The organism is Streptomyces sp. NPDC058221 (assembly GCF_042882365.1).
Lineage (GTDB): Bacteria > Actinomycetota > Actinomycetes > Streptomycetales > Streptomycetaceae > Streptomyces.
Map to the genome: position 1 here is coordinate 1 of NZ_JBHVWF010000164.1, position 16400 is coordinate 16400.

General features: G+C 72.2%; 9 protein-coding genes. 4 read left to right on the plus strand and 5 right to left on the minus strand.

Annotation, left to right across the window (positions count from 1 at the left end; genetic code table 11):
- Positions 1-56 precede the first annotated feature (56 nt).
- The 5 genes from ACFVW8_RS33610 to ACFVW8_RS33630 form a co-directional block, all read right to left on the minus strand.
- Positions 57-2231 (minus strand): CDP-glycerol glycerophosphotransferase family protein, encoded by a 2175-nt coding sequence (locus ACFVW8_RS33610; RefSeq protein ID WP_389696810.1) that lies wholly within the window; start codon positions 2229-2231, stop codon positions 57-59.
- Between the two features lie 404 nt (positions 2232-2635).
- Positions 2636-3559: a carbohydrate ABC transporter permease gene (locus ACFVW8_RS33615; RefSeq protein ID WP_389696812.1), complete on the minus strand. Its 924-nt coding sequence runs from the start codon at positions 3557-3559 to the stop codon at positions 2636-2638.
- Complete coding sequence (locus ACFVW8_RS33620; RefSeq protein WP_389696814.1) at positions 3556-4992, minus strand: carbohydrate ABC transporter permease; 1437 nt, start codon at positions 4990-4992, stop codon at positions 3556-3558. The genes ACFVW8_RS33615 and ACFVW8_RS33620 overlap by 4 nt, the downstream gene beginning before the upstream one ends.
- Positions 4993-4996: 4 nt before the next feature.
- Positions 4997-6367, minus strand: a complete 1371-nt coding sequence (locus ACFVW8_RS33625) for an ABC transporter substrate-binding protein (protein WP_389696816.1) — start codon at positions 6365-6367, stop codon at positions 4997-4999.
- Positions 6368-6583: 216 nt separating this feature from the next.
- Complete coding sequence (locus ACFVW8_RS33630; RefSeq protein ID WP_389696818.1) at positions 6584-10357, minus strand: FtsK/SpoIIIE domain-containing protein; 3774 nt, start codon at positions 10355-10357, stop codon at positions 6584-6586.
- A gap of 498 nt (positions 10358-10855) precedes the next feature.
- Here ACFVW8_RS33630 and ACFVW8_RS33635 point away from each other — a divergent pair, with 498 nt between their 5' ends.
- From ACFVW8_RS33635 to ACFVW8_RS33650, 4 genes are all read left to right on the plus strand, one after another.
- Positions 10856-12487 (plus strand): protein kinase, encoded by a 1632-nt coding sequence (locus ACFVW8_RS33635; RefSeq protein WP_389696820.1) that lies wholly within the window; start codon positions 10856-10858, stop codon positions 12485-12487.
- A gap of 201 nt (positions 12488-12688) precedes the next feature.
- Complete coding sequence (locus ACFVW8_RS33640; protein WP_389696822.1) at positions 12689-13939, plus strand: serine/threonine-protein kinase; 1251 nt, start codon at positions 12689-12691, stop codon at positions 13937-13939.
- A gap of 71 nt (positions 13940-14010) precedes the next feature.
- Positions 14011-15117, plus strand: coding sequence for a peptide chain release factor 2 (prfB, locus tag ACFVW8_RS33645; protein WP_389696824.1), 1107 nt, complete (start codon positions 14011-14013; stop codon positions 15115-15117).
- A 349-nt stretch (positions 15118-15466) separates the two neighbouring features.
- Entirely contained in the window at positions 15467-16360 is an 894-nt protein-coding gene (locus ACFVW8_RS33650) for a hypothetical protein (protein ID WP_389696826.1), read from the plus strand.
- Positions 16361-16400: the final 40 nt, after the last annotated feature.

The following is a 16400-nucleotide window of genomic DNA, read 5'->3' on the forward strand; positions in this document are numbered from 1 at the left end:
GCCGACGGGCCCGCCACCGGTACACTCCGGTGGCGGGCCCTTCGGCTTCGTCGCGGTCAGACGGTTCCGGGCGCCGGGGGCTCCTCGCCCAGCAGGACCCGGCGCACCACGCGCTCGGCGGCGCGGCCGTCGTCGTACGGGCAGAACCTGGCGCGGAAGGCCTTCAGCAGCGCCTCGTTTGCCGGGCTGTCCCAGCTGCCGTCGGTGAACGCCTCTGCCAGCTCCTGCGTGGTCGTCGCGACGGCACCCGGGGTCTCGCCGGGCTTGCCGGAGAGCAGGTCGAAGACGACACCGCGGACCGTGCGGTACGTCTCCCAGTCCGGGGCGTGCACCACGATCGGGCGGTTCAGATGCGCGTAGTCGAACATCACCGACGAGTAGTCCGTGATCAGCGCGTCGGCCGCCAGGCAGAGGTCCTCGATCCGCGGGTGATCGCTGACGTCGATGATCTGCGGGTTGTCGGGGAGCCCGGCGCCGCCGTAGAAGTAGTGCGCACGCACCATGACCACGGTGTCCGGGCCCACGGCCTCGCAGAACTGCGCCAGGTCCAGGCGGCTGGTGAAGCCGGACTCGTAGTCGCGGTGGGTGGGCGCGTACAGCAGGGCGCGCTGGCCGGGGCGGATGCCGAGGCCTTCGCGGATCGTGTCGATCTGCTCCTGCGTCGCCGTCGCGAAGACGTCGTTGCGGGGGTAGCCCGTCTCCAGCGAGCGCGCGGCGCTCGGGTAGGCGCGGGACCACACCTCGGTGGAGTGCGGGTTGGCGGAGACGCTCCAGTCCCACCGGTCGACGCGCTTGAGCAGCCGGTCGAAGTTGAGCCCCTGCGCGGCCGCCGGGTAGTTCTGCTGGTCCATCCCCATGATCTTCAACGGGGTGCCGTGGTGGGTCATCACGTGGATCTGGCCGGGACGCTTGACCAGGTGGTCGGCGAAGTTCACGTTGTTGAAGAAGTACGTGGCACGGGCCAGCGCCGCCCAGTAGCGGCGGGTGCCGGGCACCACGTAGTCGATGCCCTTGGGCAGCGAGTCCACCTGGTTCTTGGAGACCACCCAGACCCCGTGGATGTCGGGAGCCAGCTCCTGGGCCTTGCGGTAGATCGCCTCGGGGTTGCAGCTCACGCCGCGGTTCCAGTACGCCGCGTAGACGGCGAGCTTGGGGTCCAGCGGAAGCTTGCGCTGCGCCTTGTAGTAGCGCGAGGTGAACTGCTTCTTGGCCTTCGCACGCGCCGTGGTGGGCGCGGAGCGCAGACCCCGGCGGGTGGCGAGGGCGGTGTCGAGGGCGCCGAGCGTGGCGTACTTCCCGCCGCTCATCAGCTGCGGGCGGAGCCCCTTGGCGCCGCCGGGGAACTTGAAACCGTCGGGACGGTGGGCGCTGTGGAACGAGGCGACGGCGCTGACGTACTGCCTGCGGCGCTTGGTCACCGACGGGTACGCGGACAGCAGCTCCTGGACGGCGCGGTCGAAAAGCAGTCCGCGGACCGGCTTCAAGGCCGGGCGCGCCTCGATGAACGTCATCAGCTCCGCGTAGGCCTCGACCAGCTCCAGCGGCGTCGAGCCGGCCGAAGGCTCGGCCTCGTCCGCGAGACCGGGCAGATAGCGCTGCTGGCGGTGTTCCACACAGGCGGTGCCCAGTGTGGCGACGGAGCCGGCGACGGCGAGCGTCTTCAGCGCGTACATGCGCTCACCGTGCTGGCCGGGGCCGAAGGACAGGCTCTCGCGCTCGGCGACGGTGCGGCGGACCGCCCGGTTCCAGGAGACGGGCGCGATGTCCAGGAGGTCGTGCCGCCCGGCCAGGGTGTGCGGGCCCGCGGGCATCTCGCTCAGCAGCTCCAGCGACCGGGTCGTCCGGGTCTTGCCGCGGAACGGGCGCTTGCGGTGGCCGAAGACCAGCACGTCGGGGTCACCGGTGGAGTCCAGCCGGTCCACGATCTCCTGCAGCGCGTGCGGCAGGTGGATGTAGTGCCCCTCCAGGAACAGGAGATAGTCACCGCTCGCCCGCTCGGCACCGGCGTTGCGCCGGCCGTGGGCTCCCGCGCCCTCGGGCAGGTGGATGGCCTGGACCCGGCTGTCGCGTGCGGCGAACTCGTCCAGCACCAGACCGGAGCCGTCCGGGGCGCCGTCATCCACACCGATCACCTCGATGTCCGTGAAGGACTGCGAGAGCACCGACTCCAGGCACTCGCGCAGACTTCCTCGGGCGCGGCGGACGGGGATGATGACACTCAGCCGGGGCATACAGACTCTTTCTCGGACTGTGCGTACTGGGGCGGCACACAGATTACTGCGGGGCGCTCAGCAGAACGGGCAGGGGGCTGACAAGGGTGCGACGGTCGGGGAGCAGGCGGGTCGGGCCCTGGCGGGGCGGCCGGTCGGCCGAAGCCATCCGGTCCATGGACATGGACACGGTGATTCCGGTCGGAACCGGTGGACACCACACTCTGCCGTCGATGTGGTCGACCGCACGGCTGATGAAGGCCCCACTTATCATACTACCCAGGCTCTTAAGTGAACCTTGGACATCCCGGGGCTCGCGGGCCCGGGGCGCCCCAGGGGGCGCGTGCGGGGCAGCCCGTGGTGCCGGTGGACTGCCCCGTGTGGACGCGTACAGACGTGCGAGGGCGTGGATCGCGCCCGGCCGGCTACTTGACCGCGCCCGCCATGACGCCGGAGACGAACTGGCGCTGGAAGGCGAAGAACACCGCCAAGGGGATCACCATCGAGACGAAGGCGCCGGGTGCCAGTACGTCGATGTTGTTGCCGAACTGCCGTACCTGCTGCTGGAGTGCGACCGTGATGGGTGGCGAGTCGGAATCCGCGAAGATCAGGGCGACCAGCATGTCGTTCCACACCCACAGGAATTGGAAGATGCCGAGCGAGGCGATAGCCGGCCCGCCCAGCGGCATCACGACCCGGGTGAAGAGCCGGATCTCGCCCGCCCCGTCCAGCCGGGCCGCCTCCAGCAGCTCCCGCGGGATCTCCGCGAAGAAGTTGCGCAGGAGGAAGATCGCGAAGGGCAGCCCGAAGGCGGTGTGGAAGATGATCACGCCGAAGGTCGTCTCGAAGATGCCGACCGCGCCGAAGAGCTTGGAGACCGGGATCAGCGCGACCTGCACCGGGACCACCAGGAGCCCCACCACGACCAGGAACCACCAGTCGCGGCCCGGGAAGTCCATCCAGGCGAAGGCGTATCCGGCGAGCGATCCGATCACCACGACCAGCACCGTCGACGGAACGGTGATCATGATCGTGCTCAACAGCGAGTCGGTGAACGTCGAGTTGTCGAGCAACCGGGAGTAATTGTCGAGGGTCACCTCGGACGGCGCGGTGAAGATCTTCCACCAGCCGGTCGCAGCGATCTTGTCCGCACTGCGCAGCGAGGACAGGAAAAGACCGACGGTGGGCATCAGCCAGAACAGGGCCACCAGGATCAGCACGACCCGCATCACGCCGCCGCCGGCCAGTGCCGCGATCCGGGCGCCGAGCGACCGGCCGGACTTCGCCGCGCCGGTGTCCGGGGCGGTGCCCGCCCCGGCGGGCGGGGCCGTGGTCGAGGGTGTCGTCATCGGCGCCCCTCCTTCCGTATCCGCCTGATGTTGAAGAGCATCACCGGGACCACCAGCAGCAGCAGGAGCACGGCGATGGCGCTGCCGATCCCCAGGTCCGCGTCCGTGCCGAACGAGGACCGGTACAGCTGGAGCGCCAGCACGTTCGCGTCGTCCTGCGAGGAGCCCGGCGCGATGATGAAGACCAGGTCGAAGACCTTCAGGACGTTGATCATCAACGTCACCAGCACCACCGCGAGGACCGGGGCGAGCATCGGCACCGTGATCCGGCGGAACACCTGCCACTCGTTGGCCCCGTCGACCCGGGCCGCTTCGAGGAGTTCGCGCGGCAGGCCCGCCAGGCCGGCCGCGATGAGCACCATGGCGAAGCCCGCCCACATCCAGACGTAGCTGCCGATGATGCCGGGCGTCACGAGGGTCGGCCCGAGCCAGTCGACGCCGTTGTACGGCTCCTTGAAGTTGGAGGCCGGGAGCCGGAGTTCGGCGCCGTCCGCCGAGGCGGGCAGCGTGAACGTACCGTCGGCCCCCGCGGTGGCCGATGCGACCAGCTTGCCGCCCTTGACGGCCTCGACCTTGATGCCCTTGAGTCCCAGCTCCTCGGCGTCGATGACGTTGGGCTTGCCGCCGCCGCCCTTGGTGAAGTCCAGCCAGGCGGTGCCGGTGATTTTCCCGTCGTTGACCGCCTCCGGGGCCCGTGCGGGCTTCGCGTCGCCCGGCATCTTCGCGGGCAGCACGCCGACCAGGGGCAGCTGGACCGGCTCACCGGCCCGGACCGGCGCCTTCGTCACGAAGGAACCGCCGCCCGCCGCCTTCAGCGGATGGACGGGCAGGGGATGCGCCTTGGGGAAGCCCGCCGACGCGGCGAACGTGTCGTGCACGCCCACCGCCACGGCGTTGGCGACCCCGCGCTCCGGCGCCTGGTCGTACACCAGCCGGAAGATGATGCCCGCGGCGAGCATCGAGATCGCCATCGGCATGAAGACAATCAGCTTGAACGCCGTGCCCCAGCGGATCCGTTCCGTCAGCACCGCGAAGATCAGACCGAGAGCGGTGGAGACGGTCGGCGCGAGGACCACCCAGATCGCGTTGTTCTTGACCGCCGTACGGATGGTGTCGTCCGTGAACAACGCCTTGTAGTTGTCGAATCCGGCGAAACCGTTGCCCGACTGGTCGAAGAACGACCGGTAGACGGAGTACACGATCGGATACACCACGAGCGCGCCGAGCAGCACCAGCGCGGGCGCCAGGAACAGCGCCGCGATGACCCTGCGGGTGCCGGTCACGCTCCGGCGGCTGCGCACCGGGCCGTTGGGAGGCTGTCCGGCGGGTGACTGCCCGGACGGCTTGCGGGGGGCGGGGACCGAGGTCCCGCCGGACCGTTGCGTATCGGCGGGGGGCACCTCGTCGGCGCCCCCCGCTGCGGCTGTCGTCATCGCGTCAGCTCTTGTACGCCTTGGCCGCGTCGGACTCCAGCTTCGCTTGAGTCCCCGCGATGTCCTTCGGGTTCTTCAGGAAGTCCTGGAGGCTCTTCCACTCACCCTTGCCGGGCGTCCCGCCGAACGACTGCGGGGCCTGGTCGGACATGTCGAACCGGACGGCGTCACCGGCCGCGATCAGCGCCTTCGCGATCGTGCGCTGCACCTCGTTGGGGTAAGCGGCCACGTCCAGGGCCTTGTTGGGCGAGATGAAACCGCCCTGCTCGGCCGCGATCTTCGCGGCGTCGGCGGAGGCCAGCCAGGTCAGCAGGGCCTGGGCGCCCTTGCTGTCCTTCAGTGCCACCGCCGCGTCCCCGCCGGTCACCACGGGCGACTCGGCGCCGACCGCGGGGAACGGGAACACCTTGGCATCCGTACCGATCTTGGCCTTGGTCTGCTGGATGTTGACACCGACGAAGTCGGCCTCGAAGACCATCGCGCCCTTGGGCTGGTCACCGCCGGTGAAGGTCTGGGTGACCGAGGCCGGGAACTCCGTCTGGAGTGCGCCGTCGGCGCCGCCCGCGATCAGGGAGGGCTTCCCGAAGAGCTGCGCGAGCGTGGTCAGCGCGTCCTTGACGGACGGGTCCGTCCACTTGATCTTGTGCTGGGCCAGCTGGTCGTACTTCTCCGGGCCCGCCTGGGAGAGGTAGATGTTCTCGAACCAGTCGGTGAGCGTCCAGCCGTCCGCGCCGGCGACCGAGACCGGGGTGACGCCCGAGGCGGACACCGTCTCGGCGGTCGCCAGGAAGTCCTTCCAGGTCTTCGGCTCGGCCGCCCCCGCGTTCTCGAACGCCTTGGTGTTGTACCAGACCAGGGACTTGTTGGCGGCCTTGAAGTACACGCCGTACTGGGTGCCGTCCACCGCGCCCAGGTCCTGCCAGACCTTGGAGTAGTTCTTGGCCAGCTGGGCCTTCGCCTCGGCGCCGGCGGGCTTCGCCCACTTCTTCGCGACGGCCTGCTGGATCGCACCCACCTGCGGGATCATCGCGACGTCCGGCGGCTGACCGCCCGCGATCTTCGTACCGAGGAAGTTGACGATCGGGTCCTGCGCCGGGACGAAGCTGACCTCCGCCCCCGTGCGCTTCTCGAACTCCTTGAGAACCTTGACGAAGTTGGCCTGCTCCGGTCCGGTCCAGACCGCGGCGACCGAGATCTTCTCGCCGTCCAGTTTCGGCAGTACGACACTCGACGCCTTGTCCTTGCTCCCCTCGGAGCCGCCCCCGTCGGTCTTTCCCTTTCCGCCGTCACCGTCGTCGCCGCAGCCCGTGAGGGCCAGCGCGCCGATGGCTGTGAACACCAAGGCCGCCCTGCGAACCCGAAGCGTTGTGCGCATCCCTGCCCCGTCTCTCCTGTGCGCGTGCACTGACCGGCAGCGGTCGGACTCCCGATGGTGCCGGCCGTTCATCACGTCGTCGTGTGCGCACAGTCCTACGCCCGGCGTCCGGGCGCCGCAATACCGCCATCGGGCCCAACTCGATGATCGTGATGGGCTCGTGACGTCAGGTCAGCGGCGGCGTCCGGAGAGCGGGGGCGACCGGCCCGTGGCCCCTCAGGGGTGAACGGGGGCCAGGGGCGCCAGCGGCTCGGCGTTCACCGAACGCGCCGCCCGCTCCAGCGCGCTGGCCAGCAGCGCCAGATCCGTCGGCCCGTTGCCCAGTTCGCGCACCGGGCGGCGGGTGGGCGGATCGCCCATCCGCTCCCATTCCAGCGGTACGACCGTGGGCCGCAGCGTCGCCGTACGCGGGATGCGGCCCGAGACCCGGCCGCCCTGGAACGGCGTCACCCGCCCGTCGGGATGGCCGAGCCGGCCGCGGCCCGGCGCCGGATCGTCCGGCGAGGGCGGGACGACGGGCGGATCGAGCACGACCCGCAGCCGGGCCCCGCGCGCCAGATCGGTGTCCTCCGTGCGGTCCGGGCGGGCGGAGGCCGCGACCAGGTGGACGCCGAGCCGGCCGCCCTCCCTGGCCACGGCCTCCAGCGCCCGGACGACCGAACCGGCGGCCGGCCGGCCCGGGCTGCCGAGCGCCGGGGCGATCAGTGCGTCGAAGTCGTCCACGAGCACGACGAGTCTGGGCAGCGGCGAGGGCCCCGGCTCCGGCGGACGGGCCGCGAAGGGCCGCAGATGCAGTGTGCCGCTCGTCCGTGAGTCCACATCACCCCGCTGCTCGGCCGGGCTCGACGGCCGCCGGCCGACCATGCGACGCGCCACCTCGGGCCTGCTGTGCCATTCGGTGAAGTCGAGCCCGCCCAGGAGCTCGGCCCGGCGCTTCAGCTCGGCGCCCAGCGCCTGGCCGAACTCCCGCATCCTGACCGGGTCGGACGCCACCAAGTGCGTGAACACATGCGGGAGTTCGGTACAGGGGCGCAGGCTCTCGCCACGCTCGCCCCCGGCGCCGTCGACCAGCAGGATGCCGAGCCGGTCGGGCCGGGCGGCGGCGGCCAGCGACGCGGCGACGGCCCTCAGCAGCTCGGTACGACCGCTGCCGGTCGGCCCCTCGATGAGCAGGTGCGGCCCCTCGTCGACGAGGTCCAGACTCACCGGTCCCCGGGGTCCGGCCCCGAGCACCACGACCGGCCGCCCGGCGAACACGGACGCGCTCCCGTCGGCTGCGGCCGGCGCACCCGCTGCCGGGCGGGAAGCGGCTTCCGCAGCCGCGCCGCCCGGTCCGGAGGACGTGCGGGCGGCGACCCGGGGGCCATCACCCTGTCGTGGCCCGCTGACCCGGTTCGCAGAGCCCCCCGACCCGGCGGAGCGGAGGCTGCCGGTGCCGCTGTCGGTGCCGCCCACATCAGCGGCCCCGTGCCGGGCACGGGTGTCGGAGCCGGGCAGGGTGCGCGAACTCGGTGTGTCTCCCGGCCCGCCGTCGTACCGCTGACCGCCCACCCGGGGGTGACGGGTGCGGCCGGAGCCTGTGGCGTCGGTGCGGTCGGGGTACGGGGTGCGGCCGGAGCCTGTGGCGTCGGTGCGGTCGGGATAGGGGGTGCGGCCGGAGCCTGTGGCGTCGGAGCGGTCGGGGTACGGGGTGCGGCCCGAGCTTGTGCCGTCGTACGCGGCACCGCGTCCGGAGAGACCGCGCGCCCCGCCGGCGTGGGTTTCGTTCGAGCCGCCGCGGCTTTCGAAGGCGCGGGGGCGGGGGTAGGGCGCGCGGCCGGAGCCCTGGGCGTCCGGGGCGCCGGGGTAGGGCGTGCGTCCCGAGCCGGGGCCGTCCGGGGTGCGGGGTGACTCACTGCTCGTGCGCTGGGCGCCCACGCGGGGGGCCGTGCCGCCCGTCCAGCTGCCCGAGCCGCGGACCGTCGCGCCCGGCTGGTCGTCCGCCGTCGAGGCCCAGCGGGCCATCAGGGAGGCCGGGGTGGCGCGGGCCAGGCCCAGCTCGTCCAGGAGGCGGGCGGAGGGCGGGAGCGCCACCGCCGCCGGGCGGCCCGGCAGCGCGGCCGAGCCCTCCGCGCGCAGCGGGGCGAGGGCCCGTCCGAATCGTTCCGCCCAGTTCGCCGACACCGCGTCCACCGCGGCGACCGTGCCGTGGCCGGCCGCGTGTCCGCCCGCCGTGCGCAGCAGTCGCAGGGCCGTCGCCACATCGCCGCTGAGCATCGCGACGGCTCCGCACTCGCGGAAGGCGATCGAGGCCTGGCACGCCGCCTCGTATGTGGCGGCGACAGGTGAGGTGGGGGTGGCGGCCGGCGTCTCGGCCAGACAGATCAGATGGATGCCCGCCGCCGCGCCCGCCGCGGCCAGCCGGGCGGTGCTCTCGCGCAGCACCGCGGAGCCGGGGTCGCCGTCCACGATCACCACGGTGAACGGGCCCTCGTGGTGGCGGGCGGCCTCGGTGACCGTCGACCGGTCCAGACTCGCCCAGCCGGTCCCCAGCGGCCCGTCGTCCAGCCGGCGGACCAGCTCCGTCGTGCGGGCCGCGGCCTGCTCGCGGTCGTACGCGAGCAGCAGTCGGCAGTCCTGGCCGTGCATCGGCCGCAGATGCGGCAGCCAGCCGAGCCAGGCCCATTCGCGCCTGCGCTCGTCCACTCCGCGCGCCCGGTCCGTGCTGATCAGCACGATCTCCAGATCGGCGGGGGAGTGCAGGGCGGCCAGCTGCGCCACCGCCGAGCGGGCGAGCCCCGTCAGCCGGGCCCGCGGCCCGGCCAGACCCAGCGAGCCGGCCTCCCGCAGCCCCACGGTCACCGGCACGGCGGGCAGCTCGGCCCGCTCGGTCGTGCCCAGCCGGACCACCAGCGCCTCGGGATGCGTGGAGTCGCGCTCCCACAGCCGGGGGCCCGGTCCGAGCGCGGTCAGCAGGACGGACGCCGGATCGGGCCAGGTGCCCTCCGGAGCGGTGGGCAGGGCGGTGAAGGTGGCGGGGGCCTGGACCGGCGCCGCGGTCTCGTCGGGCGCGCTCTCGTGCACCGGATCGCCCCTGCCGCCCGCGAGCCGACGGGCCCAGGCGCCTATGCCGCCACGCCGGGGCGGCTCCTCGTCCGGATGGCGGCCGGGACGTGTGGGGCCGTACTCCGGCCGGTCGTCGGCATGTCCGTCCCAGGCATATCCGTCCCGGCCGTCGTCCTCGGGGCCGCCGTGGAAGGCGGATTCCTCGTGGCCCCCCGGGGCGGTGGGTGCGGCGGCGCTGTACGCATGGACGGCGCCGTCCCCGTAGCCGTGGCCCGTGGCCGCGTCGGGGGCGGCCGGTGCCCTGGCCACCCGCAGATGTCCCTCGCCGTCCGGCGCGGTCCCCAGTGTCGGCGTGCGCGCCCCCGATGTCAGCCGGAGTGTCGACTCACCGAGCCGCAGCAGCGCGCCGGGATTCAGCCGCACCGGACGGTCGCGGACCTCCGCGCCGTCCAGCGAGGTGCCGTTGGTGGAGCCCAGGTCGGCGACCGAGACCCGGCCGTCGTCGGAGACCGTCACCGCGCAGTGCAGCCGGGACACGTCCGGGTCGTCGAGCGGGACGTCGGCGTCGGACGAGCGGCCGATCCGGATCTGCCCGCCGTGCAGCAGGTGGACCCCGCCCGCATCCGGTCCGGCGATCACGTGCAGCTGGGCCGGAACGGCGTCGTCCGCCGTCTCGTCCTCGCCCGGGGCCTGGAGCGAGAGCACCGCCCCGTCGACCAGGGGCGGCTCGCCGAGCGCGCACCGCTGGGAGTCGAGCCGCTCCCGTCCGGCGAACAGCACCACCGCACCGCTGCCGAGGGAGCCGTCGGGCCCGGAGACGGCCGCGGCGAGGTTGGACGCCACGGTGGCCAGCGCCGTCCCCGCGGGGGCGGTGACCAGCACGTCGCAGGCGCGCGCCGGGGTCTGGCCGCTGCGCGGCGCGAGGACGGTCAGCCGGATCTGCATCGCGTCAGCGGTCCCTTCTGCGCGGGGTGCCCGGCAGGGGAAACGCCCTGTGATTCCCCCCACCCGGCACGGACGCGTCGTCCGGTACAGGTTCGTCACGTACCGCAGGGCTCCCGACCCCGCGGTTCCGTGCTGGAGGCATCCTCGCACCTGCCACTGACAACACGCCCGGGGGTCACCGCTAAGTGATCTTGAAACGTCTGCTGTGCGCCCAAAAGTGCCTGCTTGGGCCGTTCTCCGGCGCGGCCGATACGGACCGGACCGGCGCCCGGAGCCGGTCCGCGCGCCGCCCCGCGGCAACCATCCGTCCGAAGCGAGCGTCTTCCTCCGCAACCGGTGGGCCCGGGGGCCGGGAGCACCGGTCCGGCGGGAATTCCGGACAAAGCGGCAACCGGACGGAGCCGGTCACCCACTGCCGGACAGGCTCTAGAGTGGGCCGGAAACTTCCGGAGGGATCCGGGGGTCCGCAAGCACCACGATCAGCAGGGAGCGCATGACGTGCGGCCGGTAGGCAGCAAGTACCTGCTCGAGGAGCCGCTGGGACGCGGCGCCACGGGCACCGTCTGGCGCGCCCGCCAGCGCGAGGCCGCGGGCGCCGAGGCGGCCGTCGCCGGCCAGCCCGGCGAGACCGTCGCGATCAAGGTCCTCAAGGAGGAGCTCGCCAACGACGCGGATGTCGTGATGCGGTTCCTGCGCGAGCGCTCCGTCCTGCTGCGGCTGACCCACCCCAACATCGTGCGCACCAGGGACCTGGTCGTGGAGGGCGATCTGCTCGCCCTGGTGATGGACCTGGTCGACGGCCCGGACCTGCACCACTACCTCCGCGACAACGGCCCGCTCACCCCGGTCGCCGCCTCGCTGCTGACCGCGCAGATCGCGGACGCGCTCGCCGCCAGCCATGCCGACGGTGTCGTCCACCGGGACCTGAAGCCCGCCAACGTGCTGCTCGACGAGCGCGACGGCGCGATGCACCCGATGCTCACCGACTTCGGCATCGCCCGCCTCGCGGACTCCCCGGGCCTGACCCGGACGCACGAGTTCGTCGGTACGCCTGCCTATGTGGCGCCAGAGTCGGCCGAGGGCCGCCCGCAGACCTCTGCCGTCGACATCTACGGCGCCGGAATCCTGCTGTACGAGCTGCTCACCGGCCGTCCGCCGTTCGCCGGCGGCACAGCGCTCGAAGTCCTGCACCGGCACCTCAGCGAGGAGCCCCGCCGCCCCAGCACCGTCCCCGCACCCCTGTGGACGGTCATAGAGAGCTGCCTCAGCAAGGACCCGGACCGCAGGCCCAGCGCCGAGAACCTGGCCCGTGCGCTGCGCACCGTCGCCGCCGGCATCGGGGTGCACTCGAACTCCGCGCAGATCGCGGCCGCCGACGGGGTGGCAGCCCTGCTCGCGCCCGACCCGGCGCCCACGGCCGTTCCGGAGACGCCCGGAGCGGCGGACCCGACGCAGGTGCTGCCCAGCAACGCGGGCTCGTACGACCCCAACGCGGCCACCGGCGTCATGCAGCAGAACGCCGGCCAGGGCGGCGGCAACGCCGACCCGACCGCGGTGATGCCGCCCGTCCCGCCGCGCCCCGAGGGAACCCCGCAGCCCGACGGACCGCACCCCTGGCAGTCCCAGCTCCAGGCCGCCCGCGACCGCAACGACCAGACACAGGTCCAGCACCTCGACCCGAGCCAGGACCCGCTGCGCCGCCGCCCCCAGCGCCCGCAGCCCCAGCAACAGCAGCAGCCGCGCCGGCAGCAGTACCAGCAGCCGCAGCAGCAGTACCAGCCTCAACAGCAGCAGTACCAGCCCCAGCCCCAGCAACAGCAGTACCAGCCGCAGCAGCAGCGTCAGCAGTACGCGCCGCCACAGCCGCAGCAGCCCCAGCAGCCGGCCCAGCGTGCGCCCCGCGAGCCCAGGCAGCGCAGCGCCAACCCGATGAAGATCCCCGGCCTCGGCTGTCTGAAGGGCTGCCTGTTCACGCTGGTGCTTCTCGTCGTCGCGAGCTGGCTGATCTGGGAGCTCACCCCGCTGAGCGACTGGATCGGCCAGGGCCAGGGCTACTGGCATGCGGTCAAGGACGCCGCGAGCACCGTGACCGACTGGATCTCGAAACTCGGCGGCGACAGCGGCAACTGACCGTGCGGTCACGGCCGAACCGGCCGGACGGACCGTCAACTCTGTAGCTATGTCGACTTCTGCGGACCAATTCCACGGCAATTCGTACGCAGAAGTGAAGGTTGGCGCCATCCGGCGCACGCATTCCTCCGATCGCCGCGTAACTTTGTCGACCGGGGGTTGTTGAGCGAGGGTCCATCGCCAGCCGCTGAGGGAGCAGTCTTGGCACGGAATATCGGCAGCCGGTACACCGCCCACCAGATTCTGGGGCGCGGCAGCGCCGGCACGGTGTGGCTCGGCGACGGCCCCGAGGGGCCGGTCGCCATCAAGCTGCTCCGCGAGGACCTCGCGTCCGACCAGGAACTCGTGGGCCGGTTCGTCCAGGAGCGCACCGCTCTGCTCAAACTCGACCATCCGCACGTCGTCGCCGTCCGCGACCTCGTGGTGGACGGCAACGATCTGGCTCTCGTCATGGACCTGGTCCGCGGCACGGATCTGCGCACCCGGCTGGACCGGGAGCGCAGGCTGGCCCCGGAGGCCGCCGTCGCGATCGTCGCGGACGTCGCGGACGGTCTCGCCGCCGCGCACGCCGCCGGTGTCGTCCACCGCGATGTCAAGCCGGAGAACATCCTGCTGGACATGGAGGGCCCGCTCGGCCCCGGCAACTCCCACCCCGCGCTGCTCACCGACTTCGGCGTGGCCAAGCTGATCGACACCCCGCGCCGCACGAAGGCCACCAAGATCATCGGGACGCCGGACTACCTGGCACCCGAGATCGTCGAGGGACTCCCGCCGCGCGCAGCCGTCGACATCTACGCCCTGGCGACGGTGCTGTACGAGCTCCTGGCGGGCTTCACGCCCTTCGGCGGCGGCCACCCCGGCGCGGTCCTGCGCCGTCATGTCACGGAGACGGTCGTCCCGCTCCCCGGCATCTCCGACGAGCTCTGGCAGCTGCTGGTCCAGTGCCTGGCCAAGGCCCCCGCCTCCCGGCTGCGCGCCTCCGAGCTCGCTGCCCGGCTGCGCGAACAGCTCCCGCACCTGGCGGGCATCCCGCCGCTGGACGTGGACGAGCCGGACGACGAGCCGGAGCCCCAGCCGCACGGGCAGGCCTACGACGAGCAGCAGTACACCCCGGCAGCGGAGGAGCCCCGCCGCCGCGGCGCGGTCCCGCTGGTGCCCGGTTCGTCCACCGACTCCAACCGCGACACCCACACGAGCATGCGCGTCCCGGCCCCCGACGAGCTCTCCGGCGGCCCCCGGGGCACCGCCCGCGCCCCGCGCGCCCCGGGCCGGCCCCGGCCCGGCTCGGCCCGCAACAAGGCGGCGGCCATCCGTAAGCGCCGGCTCACCCTGGGCGCGGCCGCGCTGATACTCGTCGCCGCACTCGGCGTCGGCGGCTGGCTCGCGATGAGCGGCGACGACGCGGGCGCGACCCCGCAGGACAGCACGAACTCCGCCCCCGGCACCCCCTGAGCGACCGGGCGGCGGGGCGGCGATCACGCGGCCCGAGGATTGTCCGCGCCGACAGCCGTTACGCTGGACCTGTGGCAGTCGTCGATATTTCCGAAGAGCTGAAGTCCCTCTCCTCGACCATGGGGTCGATCGAGGCCGTCCTGGACCTGGATGCGCTGAGGTCGGACATCGCCGCGCTCGAGGAGCAGGCGGCAGCGCCGTCCCTCTGGGATGACCCGGAGGCGGCGCAGAAGATCACCAGCAAGCTTTCGCACCTGCAGGCCGAGGTCCGCAGGGCCGAGGCCCTGCGCGGCCGGATCGACGATCTCGAGGTTCTCTTCGAGCTCGCCGAGGACGAGGGCGACGCCGACGCGCTCGCCGAGGCCGAGACCGAGCTCACGTCCGTCCGCAAGGCGCTCGACGAGATGGAGGTGCGCACCCTCCTCTCCGGTGAGTACGACGCCCGCGAGGCGCTCGTCACCATCCGCGCCGAGGCCGGCGGCGTCGACGCGGCGGACTTCGCCGAGAAGCTCCAGCGCATGTACCTCCGCTGGGCCGAGCGGCACAACTACAAGACCGAGGTCTACGAGACCGCGTACGCCGAAGAGGCCGGCATCAAGTCGACCACCTTCGCCGTGGAGGTGCCGTACGCCTACGGCACGCTCTCCGTCGAGCAGGGCACCCACCGGCTCGTCCGGATCTCCCCGTTCGACAACCAGGGCCGCCGCCAGACGTCCTTCGCGGGTGTCGAGGTGCTGCCCGTGGTCGAGCAGACGGACCACGTCGAGATCGACGAGTCCGAGCTCCGCGTCGATGTGTACCGCTCCTCGGGCCCCGGCGGCCAGGGCGTCAACACCACCGACTCCGCGGTCCGCCTGACCCACCTGCCGACCGGCATCGTCGTCTCCTGCCAGAACGAGCGCTCGCAGATCCAGAACAAGGCGTCCGCGATGAACGTCCTCCAGGCGAAGCTCCTCGAGCGCCGCCGCCAGGAGGAGCAGGCGAAGATGAACGCGCTCAAGGGCGACGGCGGCAACTCCTGGGGCAACCAGATGCGGTCGTACGTCCTGCACCCGTACCAGATGGTCAAGGACCTGCGTACGGAGTTCGAGATGGGCAACCCGGAAGCGGTCTTCAACGGCGAGATCGACGGTTTCGTGGAGGCGGGCATCCGCTGGCGCAAGCAGAGCGAGAAGTAGCCTCACTCGTACAGCAGTTGGAGCCCGGGCGGTCACCACCGCCCGGGCTCCTTCTCGTTCCGGCACGGGCGAGTTGAGGGGATGCCGTGGTGAATGCGTCACAGTCGTGGTTCCGAATGAGGGCCAACCACCGCCAAACCAGGGCACATTGCGCACAACGGCCTTGACGTAGTCCTTAACTCTGGACAGTCTGCTGGAGCAGCATGCGTATGTCTGGGACGGGTGTGATCGGGGGCGGGCGGCATGGCCACGGCACGACGCGGGCCGGCGTTCGGAGCAAACCCCGCAGGGCCATTGCCCCGCATATGGCTGCTCCATTGACGAGAACAGCTACTGGGGGTAGCAGCACATGACGAAGAAGACGCGAGTCCGCGTCGCGCGGATAGCGGCGGGTGCGGTCATTGCCGCAGGCGCTTCGCTCACCGCCGCCGGTGCCGCACAGGCCATCGGCATCGGTGTGGGTGCCGATGAGACCGGTGTCCACGCCAATGTTGATGCCAAGGGTGCGCAGGACCCCGACGAGGGCGGCGACGACGGCGGGCTGATCGGCGGGCTGCTCGGCGGCGTGGACGAGGGCACCGACGGCGGTGCCGATGAGGGTACGGACGCGGGCACCGACGCTGGTACCGATGCGGGTACCGATGCGGGCACCGACGCTGGTACAGATGCGGGTACGGACGCTGGTACCGATGCCGGTACGGACGCGGGCACTGACGCTGGTACCGATGCGGGTACGGACGCCGGTACGGACGCGGGCACCGACGCTGGTACCGATGCCGGTACGGACGCTGGTACGGACGCGGGTACGGACGCTGGTACCGATGCGGGTACGGACGCTGGTACCGATGCGGGTACGGACGCGGGTACGGACGCGGGCACCGATGCGGGTACGGACGCCGGTACCGATGCGGGTACGGACGCCGGTACGGACGCGGGCACCGATGCGGGCACCGACGCCGGTACCGACGGGGGTGCCGACGCCGGCAGCTCCACCTCCGGTTCCACCGAGGGCGACGCGGGCACCTGCACCGTCGACCTCGACGGTGCCGAGTGCGCGGACGACAACACCGACACCGACTCGGTCGGCAACCAGCCGGCCGAGCAGGGCAAGGGCAAGGACGAGCTCGCCGAGACCGGTTCGGGCGAGACCACGTTCCTGCTGCTCGGTGCCGCGACGATGATCGCCGGAGGCATCGGCTTCCGCTTCCTGCCGCGCCTGGCGAACGGCCGCACGGCCGCCTAAGGGCTCACAGCGGTACAGGTACGAACAGAGGGACCCGGTC